A 16,012-nucleotide genomic window follows, 5' to 3' on the forward strand; every position below is an offset into this window, starting at 1 on the left:
ACCTGAATAACCGGGTCACACTTACTAGGGGCCGGTGGGGTTTCGCCGGCCTCAAGTATCGATTAAACCAACAAGGATGGTGCTGTGATGTTTTCAGCTGCAGATACTTTCGTTCTTTCCGTTGTGGTGGTGCTATGCGCCCTGGGCCTGATTGGCCTGTCCTACTATTTTTTCCGTCAAATCAAGACCTATGACGACTTCAACATGGCCGGCCGTGCTACCGGCATGTTTCCCATGATTTGCACCCTGGTGGGCACCGCCGTCGGCGGCTCCACCCTGCTCGGTTTTATGTCTAAAGGCTTTCAGCAGGGCCTGGGACAAATGTGGCTGCCCGGCGCCATTACCATTGCCGGCATTCTGCTGCTGTTCCTGGTGCGCCGTATTCGAGCCTATGGCGAGCGCTTTAAGATGGTGACCCTGGCCGACTTTATGGTGAACCGTTACGGTGATGGCGCCCGTTTGCCCACGGTGATCAGCATGGTCTGCGCCTATTCGGCCATTACCGGCATGCAGTTTGTCGCCATTGCCACCGTGCTTAACCTGCTCTTCGACCTCAAGATGGCCCATGGCATTATGCTCACCTGGCTGGTGCTGACACTGAAAACCTACCTGGGCGGTCTGAAGGCGGTGATCTGGTCTGACGCCATTCTGGGCACCCTGCAAACCCTGGGTATTTTCCTGCTGCTCGCCATTGTTTATCAGGCCTCGGGCGGCTGGGAGAACATCGCTATCAGTGACAAACTGACCGGCCAGGAAGATTTTCTCAGCCTCACCGGCATTGATACCAGCGACCTGTTTATTTACCTGCTGACCATAGGGGGTTATCAGTTTGTGCGCCAGGATCTGTGGCAACGCTTCTGGGCCGCCAAAAACGCTCAGGTGGCTTATACCAGCTACAGTGTGGCCGTGGTGTTTAACTTCCTGGTGGCCGGGGCGGCGGTACTGATTGGTTGCTTTGCCTATCTGGGCATGAACCTGAGCGTGGCCAATCCGGATCTCACCTTTTATGCGGTGCTCAAGGCCACCCTGCCGCTGCCCATGATCGCCCTGATGATAGTGGTGCTGCTGGCTACCGTGGTGTCCTGCGCCGACTCCTTTTTTATTGCCGGCGCCTCGTCCATTGCCAACGACATTATCCGTCCCCGCCTGAACACACAGAAAGCCCAGGATAACCAGCTGCTGCTGCGCCTCAGCCGTCATTCGGTGGTGATCATGTCACTGCTCTCCGCCGGTCTGGCCCTGTATGCGCCCAAGCTGGTTTCCATCTGGATTTTGGGTAGCGCCATGCTGGTCTGTGGCGTGCTGGTGCCGGCCATCGCCGCCCTGCTGGCCAAGGAGCTGAACCGCACCGCCGGCATTCTGGCCATGTGGACAGGCCTGGGCTCGGCGGTTGGCTGGCAGCTGATCGGTCAGCCCTTTGGCATTCACCCCATTTTCATCGGTCTGCCCATTGCCCTGCTGCTGCTGCCGGTGATCCTGTCTCCCCGGCAGCAAAAAGCGCGAGCATAGCCGGCTCCGTTAATTTCCTCCCGCCAAAGCAGACGCCGGCATGAGCAATCACGCCGGCGTCTGCCGGCCTTAATACACGCGTGGCAAATCGCTGATACGGGTGGTGTAGGCCGGCGACAGGAATGCCCTGCTCCACGTGATCCCGGGACGGGCCGGGAAAGCCACGGGACGCCCGGTCTACCAGCAGAAATGGATTCAAAAATGCCTTATGCGCCCCCATCAGGATTGCCATTTCCACCACCAAAACATACTGCATATAAAAACAGTGCATTTTCGAGTGATAGCAGCCACGTGTTCAGCGCTCTAACCGGTCATGCTCATGACCGAGAGCGGCGGCACACACCCGGTTGCGACCGGCTTGCTTGGCTTGATAGAGCGCGTCGTCGGCGGCCTTGAACAAGGTCTTGATGTCGGCATGACGGCTTGATACTGCGGCCACCCCCAGCGATACGGTAAACCGGATTTCAGTTTCATTTGCTCCCATGACACGAAAACTGGCCAGGGCGTGACGAATGGATTCAGCCTTGTGAATTCCCTGTGTCAGTGACGTGTCGGGCAACAACAACACAAATTCCTCGCCGCCAAAGCGGGCCAGCAGATCCGCTCGCCGAATGATGCTTTGACAATGCTCCGCCAGGGCCTTGAGTACTTCATCGCCGGCATCGTGACCATGGGTATCATTGATCTTTTTGAAATAGTCGATATCCATCACCATCAGCGTCAGCGGCGAGCCGGTCCGGTGGGCTCGGGTCATCTCCCGCTCGGCCTGCTCATCAAACCAACGTCGGTTGGCCACACCAGTCAGAGGATCCTTTAACGCCAGCTCTTTCAATTGTTGTTCCATATAAACCTGCTGACTGACGTTCTGCATGCTGAACCGACCCAGTTCCAGGGTACGCTCGTCACTTAAGCGCGACGACACGCTGCAGGACATCACCAGAGTGTCACCGTTTTTGGCGTTGATCCTGATTCGTTGATAACGTTCTTCCCCCTCCATCATGCTGGCCAGCATGGCTTGTGCCTGTTCCAGCGAATGCACCTCCATCAGCTCGGCCAGGTGCATGTGGTCAATCAGCTCCTCACGCCGGTAGCCCAGGTATTCCAGGGTGCGCCTGTTGACGTTGGTAATGCGTCCATCCTGGGTCAAGGTGATATAGCCAATGGGAGCGTTTTCATAGAGATCCCTGAAATTGTCCAGCTGTTCACGCTGCAGTACGGCTTTTTCCCGTGCCTGTTCCCGATTACGCACGATCAGATACACCACCAGAAGTACCAACGCAAAACAGCCAGCCAGGACTCCCTTGAACCAGGGGCGGTGATAGATAGCCACCGACTGCCACCTTTGCTGATCAGACTCCACCAGAATGGCCCACTGAGATGCCTGCACATCACTTACCAGGCCGAGATCGTTTATGTATCGCGCAACGGAAGTACTTTCGTAGATATTGGCAATATCCAGCCAATGAAAAGTAAATAAGTTTTGCTCCAGATGCAGACTGCCCGACCGGGACTGCTGTAACTGCTGCCATAGCGCCGGCTCCCAGTTGGCAACCGTAAGTTCCGGCTGTTCACGCATCCAGCCCCATTCATTGTCCGGCTCATGGTTCACCATCCAGTAGCCATCAGCATTGAGCAGCATGGCCCGGTCGCCTTCAGGGAACAGCTCAATAAACTGATTGAGCATACCCGCGGCCTTGAGGTTAAGCACCAGCAGGCCGGCAGGCTCACCTGTGGCACTTTTCATCATGCGCACCAACCGCAGGGTGGGCTTGAAGGGCACTTCCAGCTCGCCTCGCTCTTTATTCAGATCCAGCGGCGACAGGTAAACCTGCCCAGGACTGAGCTTCAGCCCCTGCTGAACGTAATAGCGATCCCGTTTACTTTGCAACCTGAGTTCAGGCACAGCCTCGGCACCTGCGTTGGAATTATTAACGCGAATACGCTCGTGACCGTTCAGATCCAGTATACGAATTTGATCATAGCGGCCATAAATGGCGGCACTGTCAAGAAATACCCGTTTTAGCATTTCTTGGTTTTGCTCGGTAGGATTATCCAGATAGCCCAGTTCAAAGGCCACCGCCGAGAGCTGCTGAGTATCCTGAACGGACACCATTAGGTGTTCGTGCAACATGGTTCTGGCAGCCTTTATCAGATGTTGATGGCGGTTTAGCGCCTGTTGCTGAAGCCCGTTGTCGTAAATCGCCTTTCCAACCCACAAGCCCAGCCCCAGTAAGGTCCAGGCTATCAGCCACCATAGCACCATCCGTTTAAACATCATTATTCCGCCACACTAATCACGGTCATAGTGACCGGTTAAATCGGTGACCATACCAGAGTGAGGTTCACTTTACGGCATTGAAATAACGGACAGGTCATTGAGATAAATAAAAAACGCCTTGTTTCCGGTGAAACAAGGCGTTTTTCAGTGACAGCTTTGCTTATTGAACTAAAAAAAGACAACACTTAAAACCGGCTGATGACGAATTGCCAATAATGGCTTAGCGCCACTCCGCATAAGGGGCAAGCGGCTCAACCGGAAAGTCCAGATCTCCCAGCCAGGGCTGAAGGTAATAACGAAGATACAGGAACCCGTGACCGGGCGCATAGTCCTCGCTCACCTGCCAGTTCAGGCCCCCGCCCAGAATCCAGCGCTCGTTCAGCCGGTATTCCCCCCGGGCCGCCAGGCTCAGCCCGGGACCGCTGTTGCTGTCGTCATCGCTGCGCCGGGCCGCACCCGCCAGCAAGGGCTTGCCGCTGTCCGCAATGGCAGACCACTGGCCGGGATATAGATCATTACCCTCGGAGCGAGACCAGGACCAGCTCGGCGAAGCCTCCAGGGTGGTGGACCAACGTCCGCTGCGCTGACCGTAGCGTAATGGCAGCCCCACCGACAGGTAGTGCTGCGGACTGTAGTACCCCCCCTGGCCCAGGGTGTCTTCACTCAAATCCTTCTGATAGTGGAAATACAGCAGGGAGGCGCCCACCCGCAATTGCTCATTCGGTGTATCGGTCAGGCGATAATAGTAGCCGGTCATGGCGCTGAAACGGCGGTTGTTGTCCACCCGCTCCCCTTCGAGCTGGTGGGCACCCAGGCTGGCCCAGACGCCGTCCTTCCCTCCCTGATCCCGACTCAGGCCCAGGGTCAGGCCGGTGGCGGTCACGCCCCCCCAGCTCAGGCCGGTCACGGGATCGACCGCGCCGGCATAAGACACCAGAGAGTTGCTCATGGGCCGCCGTGACAGCGTTATGCTGTAACCAATATCGCGCCAGTCGCCGGCGTAGCTCAGCCCGCCCAGCCAGTTGCTTACCTCAAACCCCTGGGGGGTGTGGCCCAGATCCCAGCTCCACGCCTCTCCCTGCCAGCCCAGCGCCAGTGCGGAGCCCGAGGTATCGAGGGAGCCGGTCGCACAGTTGCCCACAGCATTACAGGCGCCGAAACGATCATCGGCGGCGGGCGAGCCCGTATTCAGCCTGATGTGCTCGGCCTGCACCCAGGCCCGGCCGTTCACCCAGGGCCATTCGGCCCTCACCATGGTGGTGTTCAGACTGAGATCATTAACCCCTTCCGGGTTATTGTCGGTTCGCCAGCCCAAATCATGCTGAACTTGCAGGGTAGCATTCTGCCGGCGGTAAAGATCGGCCGCTTCCCGCTTCAGGCTGCGCTGCAGCCAGTCATCCTCCGCTCGTTCCCGGCTGGCCTGGGTCAGGGCGGCCCCATCCAGGGGGGCCAGGGCATCGGGCGCCAGCTCCCCGGTGGCTGCCAGCCCGCGCCCATAGAGCAACAGGGCCCGGTTTGGCACGGGCTGCAGGCGGGCCGCATCCCGCAACAGTAAGGGGTCCGTCGGCGCCTCATCCAGCAACCCTGCCATCAGCTGCTCCGCCTGCCGAGATTGACCGCTGCCGACCAGCAAGTTGATATAGCGACGCCGCTGGTTCACACTGGCATCATTAGGCAGGGAATGCTCCTGCAGCCACTGCCGAGCCGCGCCAGGCTGTTGCAACGCCAGCCGGCTTTCCGCCACCCCTAGCCAGGCTTCGGTATTATCGGGGTGCTCGCGGCTCAGTTGCTCATACAGGGCCAGTGCCTGCCGGTATTTTCCGTCTTCCATCAGCCAGCCGGCCTGCAACAGGTGATCTTCCACCGTTCCCGATTGCGTCAGCAGTGCCAGCGCCCGTTCGTGATGACCCTGCTCACGCAATTGTGTGGCCTTTTCCCGGCGCAGACTTCCTTCAAGACGAACAAAAAGCTCACGCATGCCATCAGACCAGGCGTCAGGAGAAATATGTCGCAGACTGGAAAGGGCGGCTTCATCGTTGTCATATGACGCCAGAAACTGGGCATGGGCATGGCGAACCTGGGGATCGTCTCCGTGCGAACGCAGCAAAGGGGGAAATACCGCCGTCGCTTCCTCGGTATCCCCTTGTTGCCACAACAACGTCGCCAGCTCATAAGCCTTCCATGGCTGAGGCGGGGCAATCTGTATTGATTTGCGCAACAAGGCAATGGCGTCATGAGTTCGCCCCCCTGTCCTGGCCTGCTCAATTTCCTGCGCCAGCCGCTCCAGCCTGAGGCGGTTTTCCAAATCATTGTATTCCCGGCGGACACCGGCCGGTAGAGACTCCAGCACGGCCAAGGCCCGCTTCGGTGACGTTTGGCGATAAAAGTCGGTAAGGGCATAAACTACCCGGGCATCGTTTGGCGCCAGTTTACGCGCCTGTTCCAGCCGTTGCTCGGCCTCGGCCCAGTGTCCCTGCGTCAGGGCCACATCGGCTAAACCCAGCAAGGGCAGCACGTCGCCGGGACGCAACTGTCGTGCCTGCTCAAAGGCGCCCCGGGCCCGGTCAGGCTCCTGTCTGGCCAGCGCCTGCCGGCCACGATCGTGCCACACCAGGCTTTGCGCATAACGGTGCAGCTCCTGCCACTTGGCGATAACCCTGCCATCCTGCTCCAGCCGTACCGCTCGCCCCAACGCGGCTTCAGCCTCGGCGTAGCGTTCCAGCTGGATCAGCGTCTGGCCATGGGCACCGTGCAGGGCGGCATCTTGCGGATAGCCCTGCAGCGCCCGGCGCAACCGGGGCAAGGCCGAGTGGTAGCGCCCTTGTTGCGCCAGGGCAATGCCTCGCTGCCCGTCCTGCCAGGCAGGATCCTGCAACAAGGCCCGCTGTTGCTGCCACTGGCGCCGTCCGCCGGCCTCGTAACTGCTGCCCTCATAGCGGCTGAGAAAACGCTGCCACAGAGCCTCGCTCTGCGCCGAGACCGGCAGCTCGACCAGGTAGTTGTATTCCAGCTCGGCGGCCCGGTTGGCCGCCGTCGGGTTGCCGGCCAGCTCTCCCAGCAGCGCCAGTGCCGGCTGAGGCTTATCTTCCGCCAGCCACAGCCTGGCCAACAGCAAACGCAACTCGGGATTGCCAGGATAACGCGCATCCAGTTGCTGCAGCCGAGCCATCGCCTGGGGGCGCTGTCCGTCCACGCTGGCCAGGGTACGCCAGTGCTCAAGTCCCAGGTTCAGGCCGGGCGGTTCGTCACCCCACAATTGCCGATAGAGCTCCATGGCCTGCTCGGGCTGACCACTGGCCGCCAGCAGCTGTGCCTGTTGCCGCAACGCCCGGCCTTCGCCTTCGTGGGCATTGACCATGGCCTGAGCCTGCCGCAGCAGCCGAGGGTTATCGCCGTCCTGAGTCAGTCGCTGCAAGTCCGCCCTGGCCTGCTCCATATCACCCCGCCGCAGGCTGAGCTCGATTCCAGCCAGCACCACGTCGGCGTCCTGAGGTGCCAGTAATGCCAGCCGCCTCAGCGCGTTCTCAATCATGTCATCCCGGTACAGCGCCTGCCCCGTGCGCAATTGCTCCAGCAACAAGACACGCTGCTCGGCGGTGTTGTCAGGCTTAGCAAGGGCGGCCGGGACAGCCATCAACAGGCAGATACTGGACAAGATACCTATTCGCATGAATCCTCCCACGGCACATGTAATCGACCTTGTTCATCGAAACGATAGCGTTGTTCCTCCCAGCCCAGCGCGAACAACAGCAGGGAGCGATCATAATAGGCATCAGGGGCCGGCGGGTTGAGGCGCAGCCGCTCACGCTGACGTGCCACCACCATTTCAAACCCGGGCACGGCCGTCAGCATGGGCAGCAGGGCGGCGGAAAAACCCGCCGGGCCGGTGCCTTCGGCGGCGCCGGTCGCCGCATTAACCCGCTCCGGCGGCACTCCGGCCTGCCGGGTCAGCGTCAGCATGGGGCCGTAGTGCGCCAGCAGCTCGGCGCGTCCCGGGGCACTCGGCGCCATCAGTCCCAGCCACAAATACACGCGAATGGCATCGTAGCTGCCGAGTTCACCGGGACCGGGCCGGCCGTTGGCAGACCACAGGATCCAGTCGGGCGCCAGCCCGGCCGGCGCCGAGTTCAGCAGCAAGCGCCGCGTGCTGGCGGCCAGGTCCTGCCACACCACCGACTCGCCGGCAAAGCGCGCCAGCAAGGGCAAGGGCAGGTAGCTGGGATTGAGCGTCCAGCCCTGGGCCTTGTCAAAGCCGGCGTTACCGGGCAACAGCCCCAGCCCCAGCCCCGGCATCAGGCGCAGGCTCTGGGCCGCGGAACGCCACAGCAGCTCTCGTCCCAGACGTGTGTAGTCCGGCCGTCGCCACAGTCGTCCGGCTTCCAGCAGGCTATAGGCAATCCACAAATCCGAATCGGCAGCATTGTTGTCATCCAGCACTTGCCAACCGCCTTCTCTGGCCCTCCCCCATTGCCAGGCCGGCAGCCGGGCGCTCAGATCCCCCTGGGCCAGGTTGTTCTGGGTCCAGCTCAGCAGGCTGGCAAAGGCGGTGGCGTCGTTGGCCACCAGGGCGAAAAACAGCCCGTAGCTCTGCCCTTCCGAGGTAGTGATGGCCTGAGCAGAGGAATGATCAATAATGCGGCCGTCTTCACTCATCATGGCCGCCTTGTACTGCTGCCACAACGGCCAGTCACAGGCCGGCCAAGCCGGCAGGGGCATCAGCAGCCACAGCAGTGCCAGCACGACCGCCTTCATCACTCAGTCCTCGTCGCCCAGTTCACGCCGATGCGCCAGCCAGCGCAGGCTGCGCCATAGCAATACCGCCAGCAGCAGGGCACCCAGCGCCGACAATAGCGCCAGCCACACCGGGTGCGGCGACAGCAGGTACCAGAGTTTCAGCCACCAAGGCAGATAGCCGACAAAATACTGTTCCCCCACCAGCTGGCTGTGCACCCCGCTTTCCCGCACCAGCGCAAGTGAGCCAAAGACATCGCCCAACCGTGCTTCATCGTGCAGGGCCTGACGCAACAATTCATAGTCCTGGTCACCATTGCCCAGCAATGCCACCAGGCTGCGTCCGGCGACATAGGGAGATTCCATGCCAACCAGGGCCGCCAACGGACCGGCCGCCGACACCGTCACTCGAGCCTCGGCGGCAAAGCTGTCCTGGTTCAGCCGCTGCGGGGTAGCGGCCTGTACCGGTGTGGCGTTGGCGGCCTGCAACAGCCAGCCCGCCGAAGGTTCCAGGTTGGCACTGGGCGCCTGCTCCATGCCGGCCGGCAGCTGACCAAAGACCAGCCAGTCTGCATCACGGTCACGCACTTCGGCCGCCTTGTGGGTGACTTGCAGTGCCATGGCCGGGTAACCGGTATGGGCCGAAATTCGGGCCAGGGTGTCCAGCATCAGCCCGGTAAGTAGGGGCGAGGGCGCCTCCGGCATCAGTACCATGGTGTCGGACAAGTCCGCCATTCGGCTGAACGGAAAGCCGCTGTGCACAAAGGCCGACAAATCCGGCATGGCCTTGAAATGGTAATAGCCGGAGAAATCGATGCTGGAGTTCTCGTCAATCACCGCCTGGCTGTCCACCACCAGGGTGGTCTGGCAGCGCTCGGGCTGGGCACTGCCAAAGGTGGTGGCGAAATTGAAGTCGTAGCGAATGACATTGCGGGCGCCGATTTTTATCGATGGCACCATCAGCCGATCATGGGCATTGGTGGTTTCATTGGCGGTCACCGCCAGACGCAACCGCTCCAGCTGGCTACCCTGTTCCCCGTTCAGAGGCAGGCTGCCGATAAACTCGCCATTGAGGCTGATATTGAGTCGAGAGTCATCCTCGGCCGACGGCGTGGTATAGCGGTAACGGGTTTGCAGCGGAATGCCCTCGTTCTGCCAGACGAACAGGTCCGGCGGCAGGCGAACCGTCAGCTCAACGGGTTCGGGAATCAGCCCGCTGGCACGCAGCTGGCCGGGGTATTCCACCAGCTCGGCAAACCGCACCGGCCTGTCGGTGGGGGTCCAGTTGGGGGCATCATAGGGCTGACGCGGCGCCAGCGGCTGCACCTCTTCTATTACCGCCCGCTCGCCCCGCAGCAGCTTGCCGCCCAACGCCAGGGCCCGCACTGCCCGGCCGAGCTGTTCGTCGTCTTCTCCCTGCACCAGCAGCAGCTTGGTGAGGGAATCGTCCGGATGACCCATCAGCCGCACTTCGGCCCCCTTGACCGGGGGAAAGCGGCGGTTGTCACGCATAAAGGCGGGCCTGCGTTCATTGGTCGCCAGCACCAGAATACGGCCGGGGGGCTGCCCTCGGCCCACCGCCGGCAAGCTGTCGTAGCTCACCTCAAACCCGGCACTGCGCCAGCCCGCCAGGCTGCCGAAATAGGACGCCAGTACGCCCGCGGCCTGCAGCTCGGCGGGGCCAGGCTCCCGGGCCAGTACCATGTCCAGTTGCAGTGGCTGGTTGTCATTGCGGTCAAAAAAGGGCAGCGGAAAGTGAGACAGGTCATTGCTCAGGGCCAGAGCCTGCTCAGTCAGCTCCACCCGGCTGTTTTTGGCCAGGTTGAGCCAGAGGGCGCTGTGGGCGGGATCTTCACAGATATCCTGGTAGTGGCCCACAAACTCGATACGCACCTGATTGAAGTCGGTGATCAGGCGAGGATCCAGACGAACACGCTTTTCGACCAACCGGCCCGGCTCGCCCGGCTCGATGACCAGGGTGTCCATCAGTACCTCATTCAAGTACACCCGCAGGTGCGACAGCGTCGGCAGCAGTGCCGGAGACGGCGTATAGGCCAACTGCAATGCCGCGTCCCTGGCCAGCCGATCCCGCCGCAGGCCAAAGGTGATCTGTTGCGTGTTCTTGACGCCCCGCAACAGCATATCCCGGTTCTGGGCCAGCTGATCGAAGCCGTGGTTCTGCGTCCAGGTGGACACGCGCTCGGCATCGGACGGCACCTGGGCCAGGGCAGAGCTTGCCAACAACATGGCAAGGCTGGTTATCAACAGGCTCGGCAATCGGCTCATAAGGCTGTCCACTCTCGTTGTTCTGAATCGGTTCTGGCCTGAGGCCAGCGCGGTAAAAAGGAACCAAGCCAGCGCAACAGCGCCAGCAGGGGCTCGCATGCAAAACGCAGCCGGCGGGGCAAAAAGCGCCACAGCCGGGCATAGCCCCGGCCACCGACGGCAAACACCTCCAGCAGGCTCTGCAGGGGACGCTCCCGTCGTGGCTCAAGCCAGTCCAGCCAGGCGTCGGCCCGGGCAAAGGTGCACTGCACGAAATCGATACGCTGCTCCCGGCTCAACCGGGCAAAATGAATGCCCAGCACATGATCATGGGAGCGGCTGACCACGCCGGGAAACACGTGTTCCCGCTCGCCCCGTCGCAGCAGCAGGGACACTTCGCTGCCCGTCGTCAGCGCCGCCACACCGGGCACGCGAATGGCCACCCCGCCATCGGAATAATCCAGCAGCACCCCGGAATACAGGTGCCCGCCGGGCAGGCGCAAGGTGGCCGGCAAACGCATCCTGACTCTGGGGCTTTGCCGTACCTGGCGAGTTTCGGCGGCGATGGCCACGGCGGCCCCGATAATGAGCAGGTTGTACAGCACCCATAGACTGGTCACCACCACGGTGCCCTGCTCGGCAGCGGGACCGTAAATAAAGCGCCATACCCCCAATCCCAGGCCGGCCAGGTTCAGCAATGCCAGTACCAGGTAGGGCCGGGCAATGCGCCAGTCGAACTGGGCCTGCTCCATCAAGCCGCCCTTGGCGGTCACGTTGAATGCCCCCTTGGAAGGTGCCAACAGGGCCACCATGGTGGGCCGGGCGATGTACCAGGCCAGTACGGTTTCATACACCTCGCCCCAGAAGGTACGGCGATAGCGTCCCTGCATACGCGCCGCCGTCAGGCTGGAATGCATCATGTGCGGCAGCACATAGAGCAGCAACAGAATGGCCGGCGCATAGATGATGTAGGCATGCAGCAGCAGAAAGGCCAGGGGCGCCAGCAAAAACACCAGCCGGGGCACGCCGGCCAGAAAGTGCAGCATGGCGTTGGCGTAACACAACCGCTGAAACAGGGTCAGCCCCTTGCCCAGCAGGGGATTATCGATACGAAATATCTGTGCCATGCCCCGGGCCCAGCGAATGCGCTGGCCCACATGGGCCGACAGGCTCTCGGTGGCCAGCCCCGCCGCCTGGGGAATCCGCATATAGGCCGAATTCCACCCCCGCCGGTGCAGGCGCAGGGCGGTATGTGCATCTTCGGTCACCGTTTCCACGGCAATGCCGCCGATCTCTTCCAGAGCACTGCGCCGCAGCAGGGCACAGGAGCCGCAGAAGAAGGTGGCATTCCACATATCATTGCCGTCCTGCACCAGGCCGTAGAACAATTCGCCCTCGTTGGGCGAGCGCCGAAACAGCCCCAGGTTACGCTCCACCGGATCCGGCGAAAAGAAGTGATGGGGCGTCTGCACCAGCGCCAGCCTGGGGTCCTGCAAGAAGCCGCCGGCGGTCAGTTGCAGAAAAGAACGCACCGGCACATGGTCACAGTCGAAAATGGCCACCAGTTCACCACTGGTCTGTTTCAGGGCGTGGTTGAGATTGCCGGCCTTGGCATGACGATTGTCGGTACGGGCGATATAACCCACGCCGGCCTCTTCGGCAAAGCGGCGAAAGTCCATGCGCCTGCCGTCATCCAGTATGTAGATATTGAGTTTGTCGGCCGGCCAGTCGATACCCAGGGCGGCATATACGGTAGTACGCACCACAGACAGTGGTTCATTGTAGGTGGGAATCATGAGATCCACCGATGGCCACAGCCGCGTATCTGCGGGCAGGGGGGCGGGCGGGCGCTTGAGCGGCCAGCAGGTTTGGACATAACCCAGCAGCAGGATAAGCCAGGAGTAAGTCTCCGCCAGCAACAGGGTCAGGCCAAGGGCCAGATCCAGACCATCATTCCAGTTCAGGGTCGAACTGTAACGCCACCACAGGTAGCGACAAGAAATAAGTACCGACAGCACTATCATCAGCAGGGTGGGAAAACGCCCGGGCAGACGGCGCACCACCATGGCCAGCGACCACAGCACCACCACGAACAGCAGCTGGGCAGTGTAATCAAAGGGCTGGGTCACGCCCAGCAGGGCCAGCATCAAGGCCAGCCCAAGAATGACCCAAATGGTCAGGCGGCGCTTGCTGCGCCCCCGCTCCCGCCACCAGGCCCGGCTTCTCACCGCCCTGGGCGCGCTCACCGAGCCCGCCAGGGAACGAAACAGCCGGCTGCGCAACCAGCGTTGCTGTTGTTCCCGCCGCCGTCGCAGCCAGGCCAGGCCTTTTCGCAGCCACGTCCGTATGCTGACGCCCCGCTCGGGCCTGGGCCTGACCAGCAACAGCCAACCGCCCTGAATCAGGTAGCGCAGCGGATCCCCCGGACGGGGCGCCCTGTGCTCAAGGTGTGCCAGCCCTCGCGCATTAAGCAGGTACCGCCACGCCGGCTGCTCCAGGCGCAGGAGCAGCCAGGCCAACAGCTGCCAGCCGGTCAGCCACAGGGCGGTGACCCGACTGGATCCGCGCCGGCGCAGGGCGGCATAGGCACGGGCCGGGCTCAGCATGTCTGGCTCCGTTTGCCCATGCACCACACCGCCAGGCTGTGAATGCGATCGGCGGTTTCACTCAGGGGGGCATAGGTGCCCAGGGGAAGCTTGTGGGCCAGCGCTTCGGCCATGGTCTCGTCCTGGTGCAGCGCCAGCGGCAGCAAACGACCGGCAAACTGCCGGCGCCACAGCAACAGCAAATCCTGCTGTAACCGGCTGGCGGGATCGTGGCCGTTGATCAACAGCCACTCCGGCTCGGGCTGCTGATGCAGCAGCACCTGGCAGCCCATGTCGGGGCGGATCAGCCGCACATCCAGATCGGGCTCCAGGCTTTCGGCGTGCCCGGGCAACGCCTGAGGGGCGTCAAACAATACCCAGTCAAACTCATCCCGAAGCCCCGACAGGCGCCGGTTCCATTCACCGGGCCGATTCCTGAACCACAGCTCGAGGCGCTCCTGCTCTTCACGGACCAGCCTGCCATAAGGCAGCAGACACAGACCCGGCTGCAGCTCCAGGGCTTTTTCCCGCCAGTTCTCCCCCCGCGCCCAGCCATCGACATGGGCAAAGGGCAACTCGAAATGCAGCCCGAGCATATTGTTGGGAGACAGGTCCACCAGCAGTACCCGTTGGCCGAGCCGGTGCAATGCCTGCGCCAGGGCCGCCAGCACCGAAGTCACCCCCACGCCGCCACGAATGCCATTCAGCCGAAGCAGGGTCATAGGCCAGCCTCCTCCTGTTGCTGTACTTCCGCCTCGGCTGAAGCAAGCTCGGCCAGCAACGGCCAACGCTGCAGGGCCTGATCAAGGCGCTGCTGCTCGGCAATATCCCGGTGCTGCCACTGACCGAGCTGGCGGCGCAGATAAAGGGTATCGTCCGCCGATCTCTCCACTGCCTTTACTTTGCCGCGTAGGGTAGCCAATCGCCGTCCTCCTTGAGCCGAATGTAGGTTGCGTCCCGCTCCCGCACCACCACGCTGCCGGCGTTCTCCGCCACCCAGGGGGTGGCGGGCAGATTTGCAAGCAGCCTGGGCAGGTCTACCTGCCCCCCCTCGGTCACCCGTTGCCGATAAAGCCGGGCCACCAGCTCGGCCAGCGCCAGGTAACTGCTGTCCTGTTCCACGCGCAACGGACCGGCGGCATTATCACCCATGCCGAACAGCTTCACGCCCACCGGTACATGGGTAATGGCGGGAACTGGCAGCTCGCGCATGCCCGAAATCTGCATGCGATCACCGCGCAGGTTGGCCCCGTGCTCCGGCACCAGCACCACCATTACGGGTCGTCCGCTACGCTCCAGGCGCTCAAAAAACTGCTCAATATCACCAAACAGTGCCTGTACTCGCTCCCGGTAACTCGCCGGCTGAGTGCCGCCATCCGCCAGGATCCGGCGGTTGCCGTCATGCAGCGTGGTGGAGTTGTAGTACAACACCCTGGCCTGCCCGTCCCGTTGCAGGCGTTGCTGCCACCAGCGGCCAAGCACTTCTCCATCCCGCCGAATGGGCGCACCGTCAAAGCCAATCAGGTAGCGTGACATTCCCTGTTGCTCCACCACGGGCTGTGCCAGCCCACCCTGACGCTGTGCCTCCCCGAGGAAATCGTCAAAGCGGCCATTGTGGTTCAGGGCCAGATCGGTGCCAAAACCCAGGCTGCGCAGGTTGTCCATCAGCATGCACTGCTGTGGCGCCGGCTCAAACAGGCTCTGATGGCTCCCCTGTCCACAGCCGGCCCGCAACAGGCGAATGGCCGCCGGGCCGCTGTAGGAGGTGGCGGTATTGAAACGATCAAAAATCACATCCATGCGCGCAAGCAGGGGGTGGTCTCTCAGGCCCACGGCGTCGAGATCGTCCCAGCCAAGGGAGCAGATATTAAGCAGCAAGAGATCAAAGGGGGCCGGCGTGCCCGCCGAGGCCGGAAAATCCACCTGCAACCGCTGCTGGGTACGGTAAAAGTGCTGCAGCTTTTCATCCTGAGTGCGCACCGGCGCATCGACGGAGGTTGCCGTTACGGCCGGCGCCATCGGTATGCTCGGCGCTACGCCCGTCATGGCTTGCAACGCCAGCCAGGCCAGGCCGGCCAGGGTCAGAGTGGTAAAGCGAACCCAGGCCTGAAGATAGACATAGGCCACCACCATGGCCAGCAACAGGCCACACAGTTGCCAGTTGATAAAGCGGCCCGCCAGCTCCAGTAGATAGGCCCAGGTGAAATCGGTCACACCGGGCTGGGCCAGCAAACGGGCAAAGGGAGGCAGCCAGCTGTCCTGATAGAACAGTGCCAGTGCCAAGGGCAGGGCCAGCAGCAGTCGCAGGAGACGGAGCCACGCTCCCGGCAGCGGCAGCAATAAAAAGGCCGCCAGCGCCAGATTGGGCACCGGCTGCAGATTCAGATAACCCAGCCACAGCAGCAGCAACTTGCCCATAAAATACAGATTCCAGTGCCCCAGGCCACGCCATGCCGGCACGGCCCGAGCCTCGGTATCACTCATGACCGGTCTCCCTTTTCTTCACTCGTCGCACGCCCCTGTGCCTGAGATAACGATTGGGCCGGCACCGCCGCAGCAAGGCAAACAGCCCGCGCCCGCAACGCGACAACGTCCACCACAGAAGCAGCGCCAACAATGAATTCACCAGCACCAGTAACCACAG

10 protein-coding genes are annotated in these 16,012 nt (G+C 61.9%); 1 reads left to right on the forward strand and 9 read right to left on the reverse strand.

The features are described from left to right. Nucleotides 1-87: 87 nt before the first annotated feature. Complete coding sequence (locus tag B6S08_RS07960) at nucleotides 88-1,509, forward strand: sodium:solute symporter family protein (RefSeq protein ID WP_094200182.1); 1,422 nt, start codon at nucleotides 88-90, stop codon at nucleotides 1,507-1,509. Between the two features lie 69 nt (nucleotides 1,510-1,578). Here the strand turns inward: B6S08_RS07960 and B6S08_RS18695 are convergent, their stop codons facing one another. The 9 genes from B6S08_RS18695 to bcsG form a co-directional block, all read right to left on the reverse strand. Beyond that, nucleotides 1,579-1,674, reverse strand: a complete 96-nt coding sequence (locus B6S08_RS18695) for a DUF4113 domain-containing protein (protein ID WP_094200183.1) — start codon at nucleotides 1,672-1,674, stop codon at nucleotides 1,579-1,581. A 130-nt stretch (nucleotides 1,675-1,804) separates the two neighbouring features. Next, complete coding sequence (locus B6S08_RS07970) at nucleotides 1,805-3,640, reverse strand: GGDEF domain-containing protein (RefSeq protein ID WP_169716375.1); 1,836 nt, start codon at nucleotides 3,638-3,640, stop codon at nucleotides 1,805-1,807. Nucleotides 3,641-4,007: 367 nt separating this feature from the next. Beyond that, on the reverse strand, nucleotides 4,008-7,457 hold the full coding sequence (gene bcsC / locus B6S08_RS07975) for a cellulose synthase complex outer membrane protein BcsC (RefSeq protein WP_094200185.1): 3,450 nt from the start codon (nucleotides 7,455-7,457) through the stop codon (nucleotides 4,008-4,010). Further along, a complete protein-coding gene (gene bcsZ / locus B6S08_RS07980; RefSeq protein ID WP_094200186.1) occupies nucleotides 7,448-8,539 on the reverse strand; it encodes a cellulose synthase complex periplasmic endoglucanase BcsZ in 1,092 nt (363 codons plus the stop codon). Before bcsZ ends, bcsC begins: the two co-directional genes overlap by 10 nt. A 3-nt stretch (nucleotides 8,540-8,542) precedes the next feature. Next, nucleotides 8,543-10,804, reverse strand: a complete 2,262-nt coding sequence (bcsB, locus tag B6S08_RS07985) for a cellulose biosynthesis cyclic di-GMP-binding regulatory protein BcsB (protein ID WP_094200187.1) — start codon at nucleotides 10,802-10,804, stop codon at nucleotides 8,543-8,545. Next, nucleotides 10,801-13,389 carry a UDP-forming cellulose synthase catalytic subunit gene (gene bcsA / locus B6S08_RS07990; protein ID WP_094200188.1) on the reverse strand — a complete coding sequence of 863 codons (2,589 nt, stop codon included), beginning with the start codon at nucleotides 13,387-13,389 and terminating at the stop codon, nucleotides 10,801-10,803. Before bcsA ends, bcsB begins: the two co-directional genes overlap by 4 nt. Beyond that, entirely contained in the window at nucleotides 13,383-14,090 is a 708-nt protein-coding gene (gene bcsQ / locus B6S08_RS07995; RefSeq protein ID WP_094200189.1) for a cellulose biosynthesis protein BcsQ, read from the reverse strand. Before bcsQ ends, bcsA begins: the two co-directional genes overlap by 7 nt. Next, complete coding sequence (gene bcsR, locus B6S08_RS08000) at nucleotides 14,087-14,290, reverse strand: BcsR/BcsP family cellulose biosynthesis protein (RefSeq protein WP_165661339.1); 204 nt, start codon at nucleotides 14,288-14,290, stop codon at nucleotides 14,087-14,089. Before bcsR ends, bcsQ begins: the two co-directional genes overlap by 4 nt. Continuing rightward, on the reverse strand, nucleotides 14,266-15,852 hold the full coding sequence (gene bcsG / locus B6S08_RS08005; protein WP_094200191.1) for a cellulose biosynthesis protein BcsG: 1,587 nt from the start codon (nucleotides 15,850-15,852) through the stop codon (nucleotides 14,266-14,268). Before bcsG ends, bcsR begins: the two co-directional genes overlap by 25 nt. Nucleotides 15,853-16,012 lie beyond the last annotated feature (160 nt).

Source organism: Oceanimonas doudoroffii, from assembly GCF_002242685.1.
Classification (GTDB): Bacteria; Pseudomonadota; Gammaproteobacteria; order Enterobacterales; family Aeromonadaceae; genus Oceanimonas; species Oceanimonas doudoroffii.

Excerpts from the sequence above, each read along its gene's own strand:
- B6S08_RS07960 (WP_094200182.1), top strand. The coding sequence starts at position 88 with ATGTTTTCAGCTGCAGATACTTTCGTTCTTTCCGTTGTGGTGGTGCTA.
- B6S08_RS07970 (WP_169716375.1), bottom strand. The coding sequence starts at position 3,640 with ATGTTGCACGAACACCTAATGGTGTCCGTTCAGGATACTCAGCAGCTC.
- bcsC (WP_094200185.1), bottom strand. The coding sequence starts at position 7,457 with ATGCGAATAGGTATCTTGTCCAGTATCTGCCTGTTGATGGCTGTCCCG.
- bcsZ (WP_094200186.1), bottom strand. The coding sequence starts at position 8,539 with ATGAAGGCGGTCGTGCTGGCACTGCTGTGGCTGCTGATGCCCCTGCCG.
- bcsB (WP_094200187.1), bottom strand. The coding sequence starts at position 10,804 with ATGAGCCGATTGCCGAGCCTGTTGATAACCAGCCTTGCCATGTTGTTG.
- bcsA (WP_094200188.1), bottom strand. The coding sequence starts at position 13,389 with ATGCTGAGCCCGGCCCGTGCCTATGCCGCCCTGCGCCGGCGCGGATCC.
- bcsQ (WP_094200189.1), bottom strand. The coding sequence starts at position 14,090 with ATGACCCTGCTTCGGCTGAATGGCATTCGTGGCGGCGTGGGGGTGACT.
- bcsG (WP_094200191.1), bottom strand. The coding sequence starts at position 15,852 with ATGAGTGATACCGAGGCTCGGGCCGTGCCGGCATGGCGTGGCCTGGGG.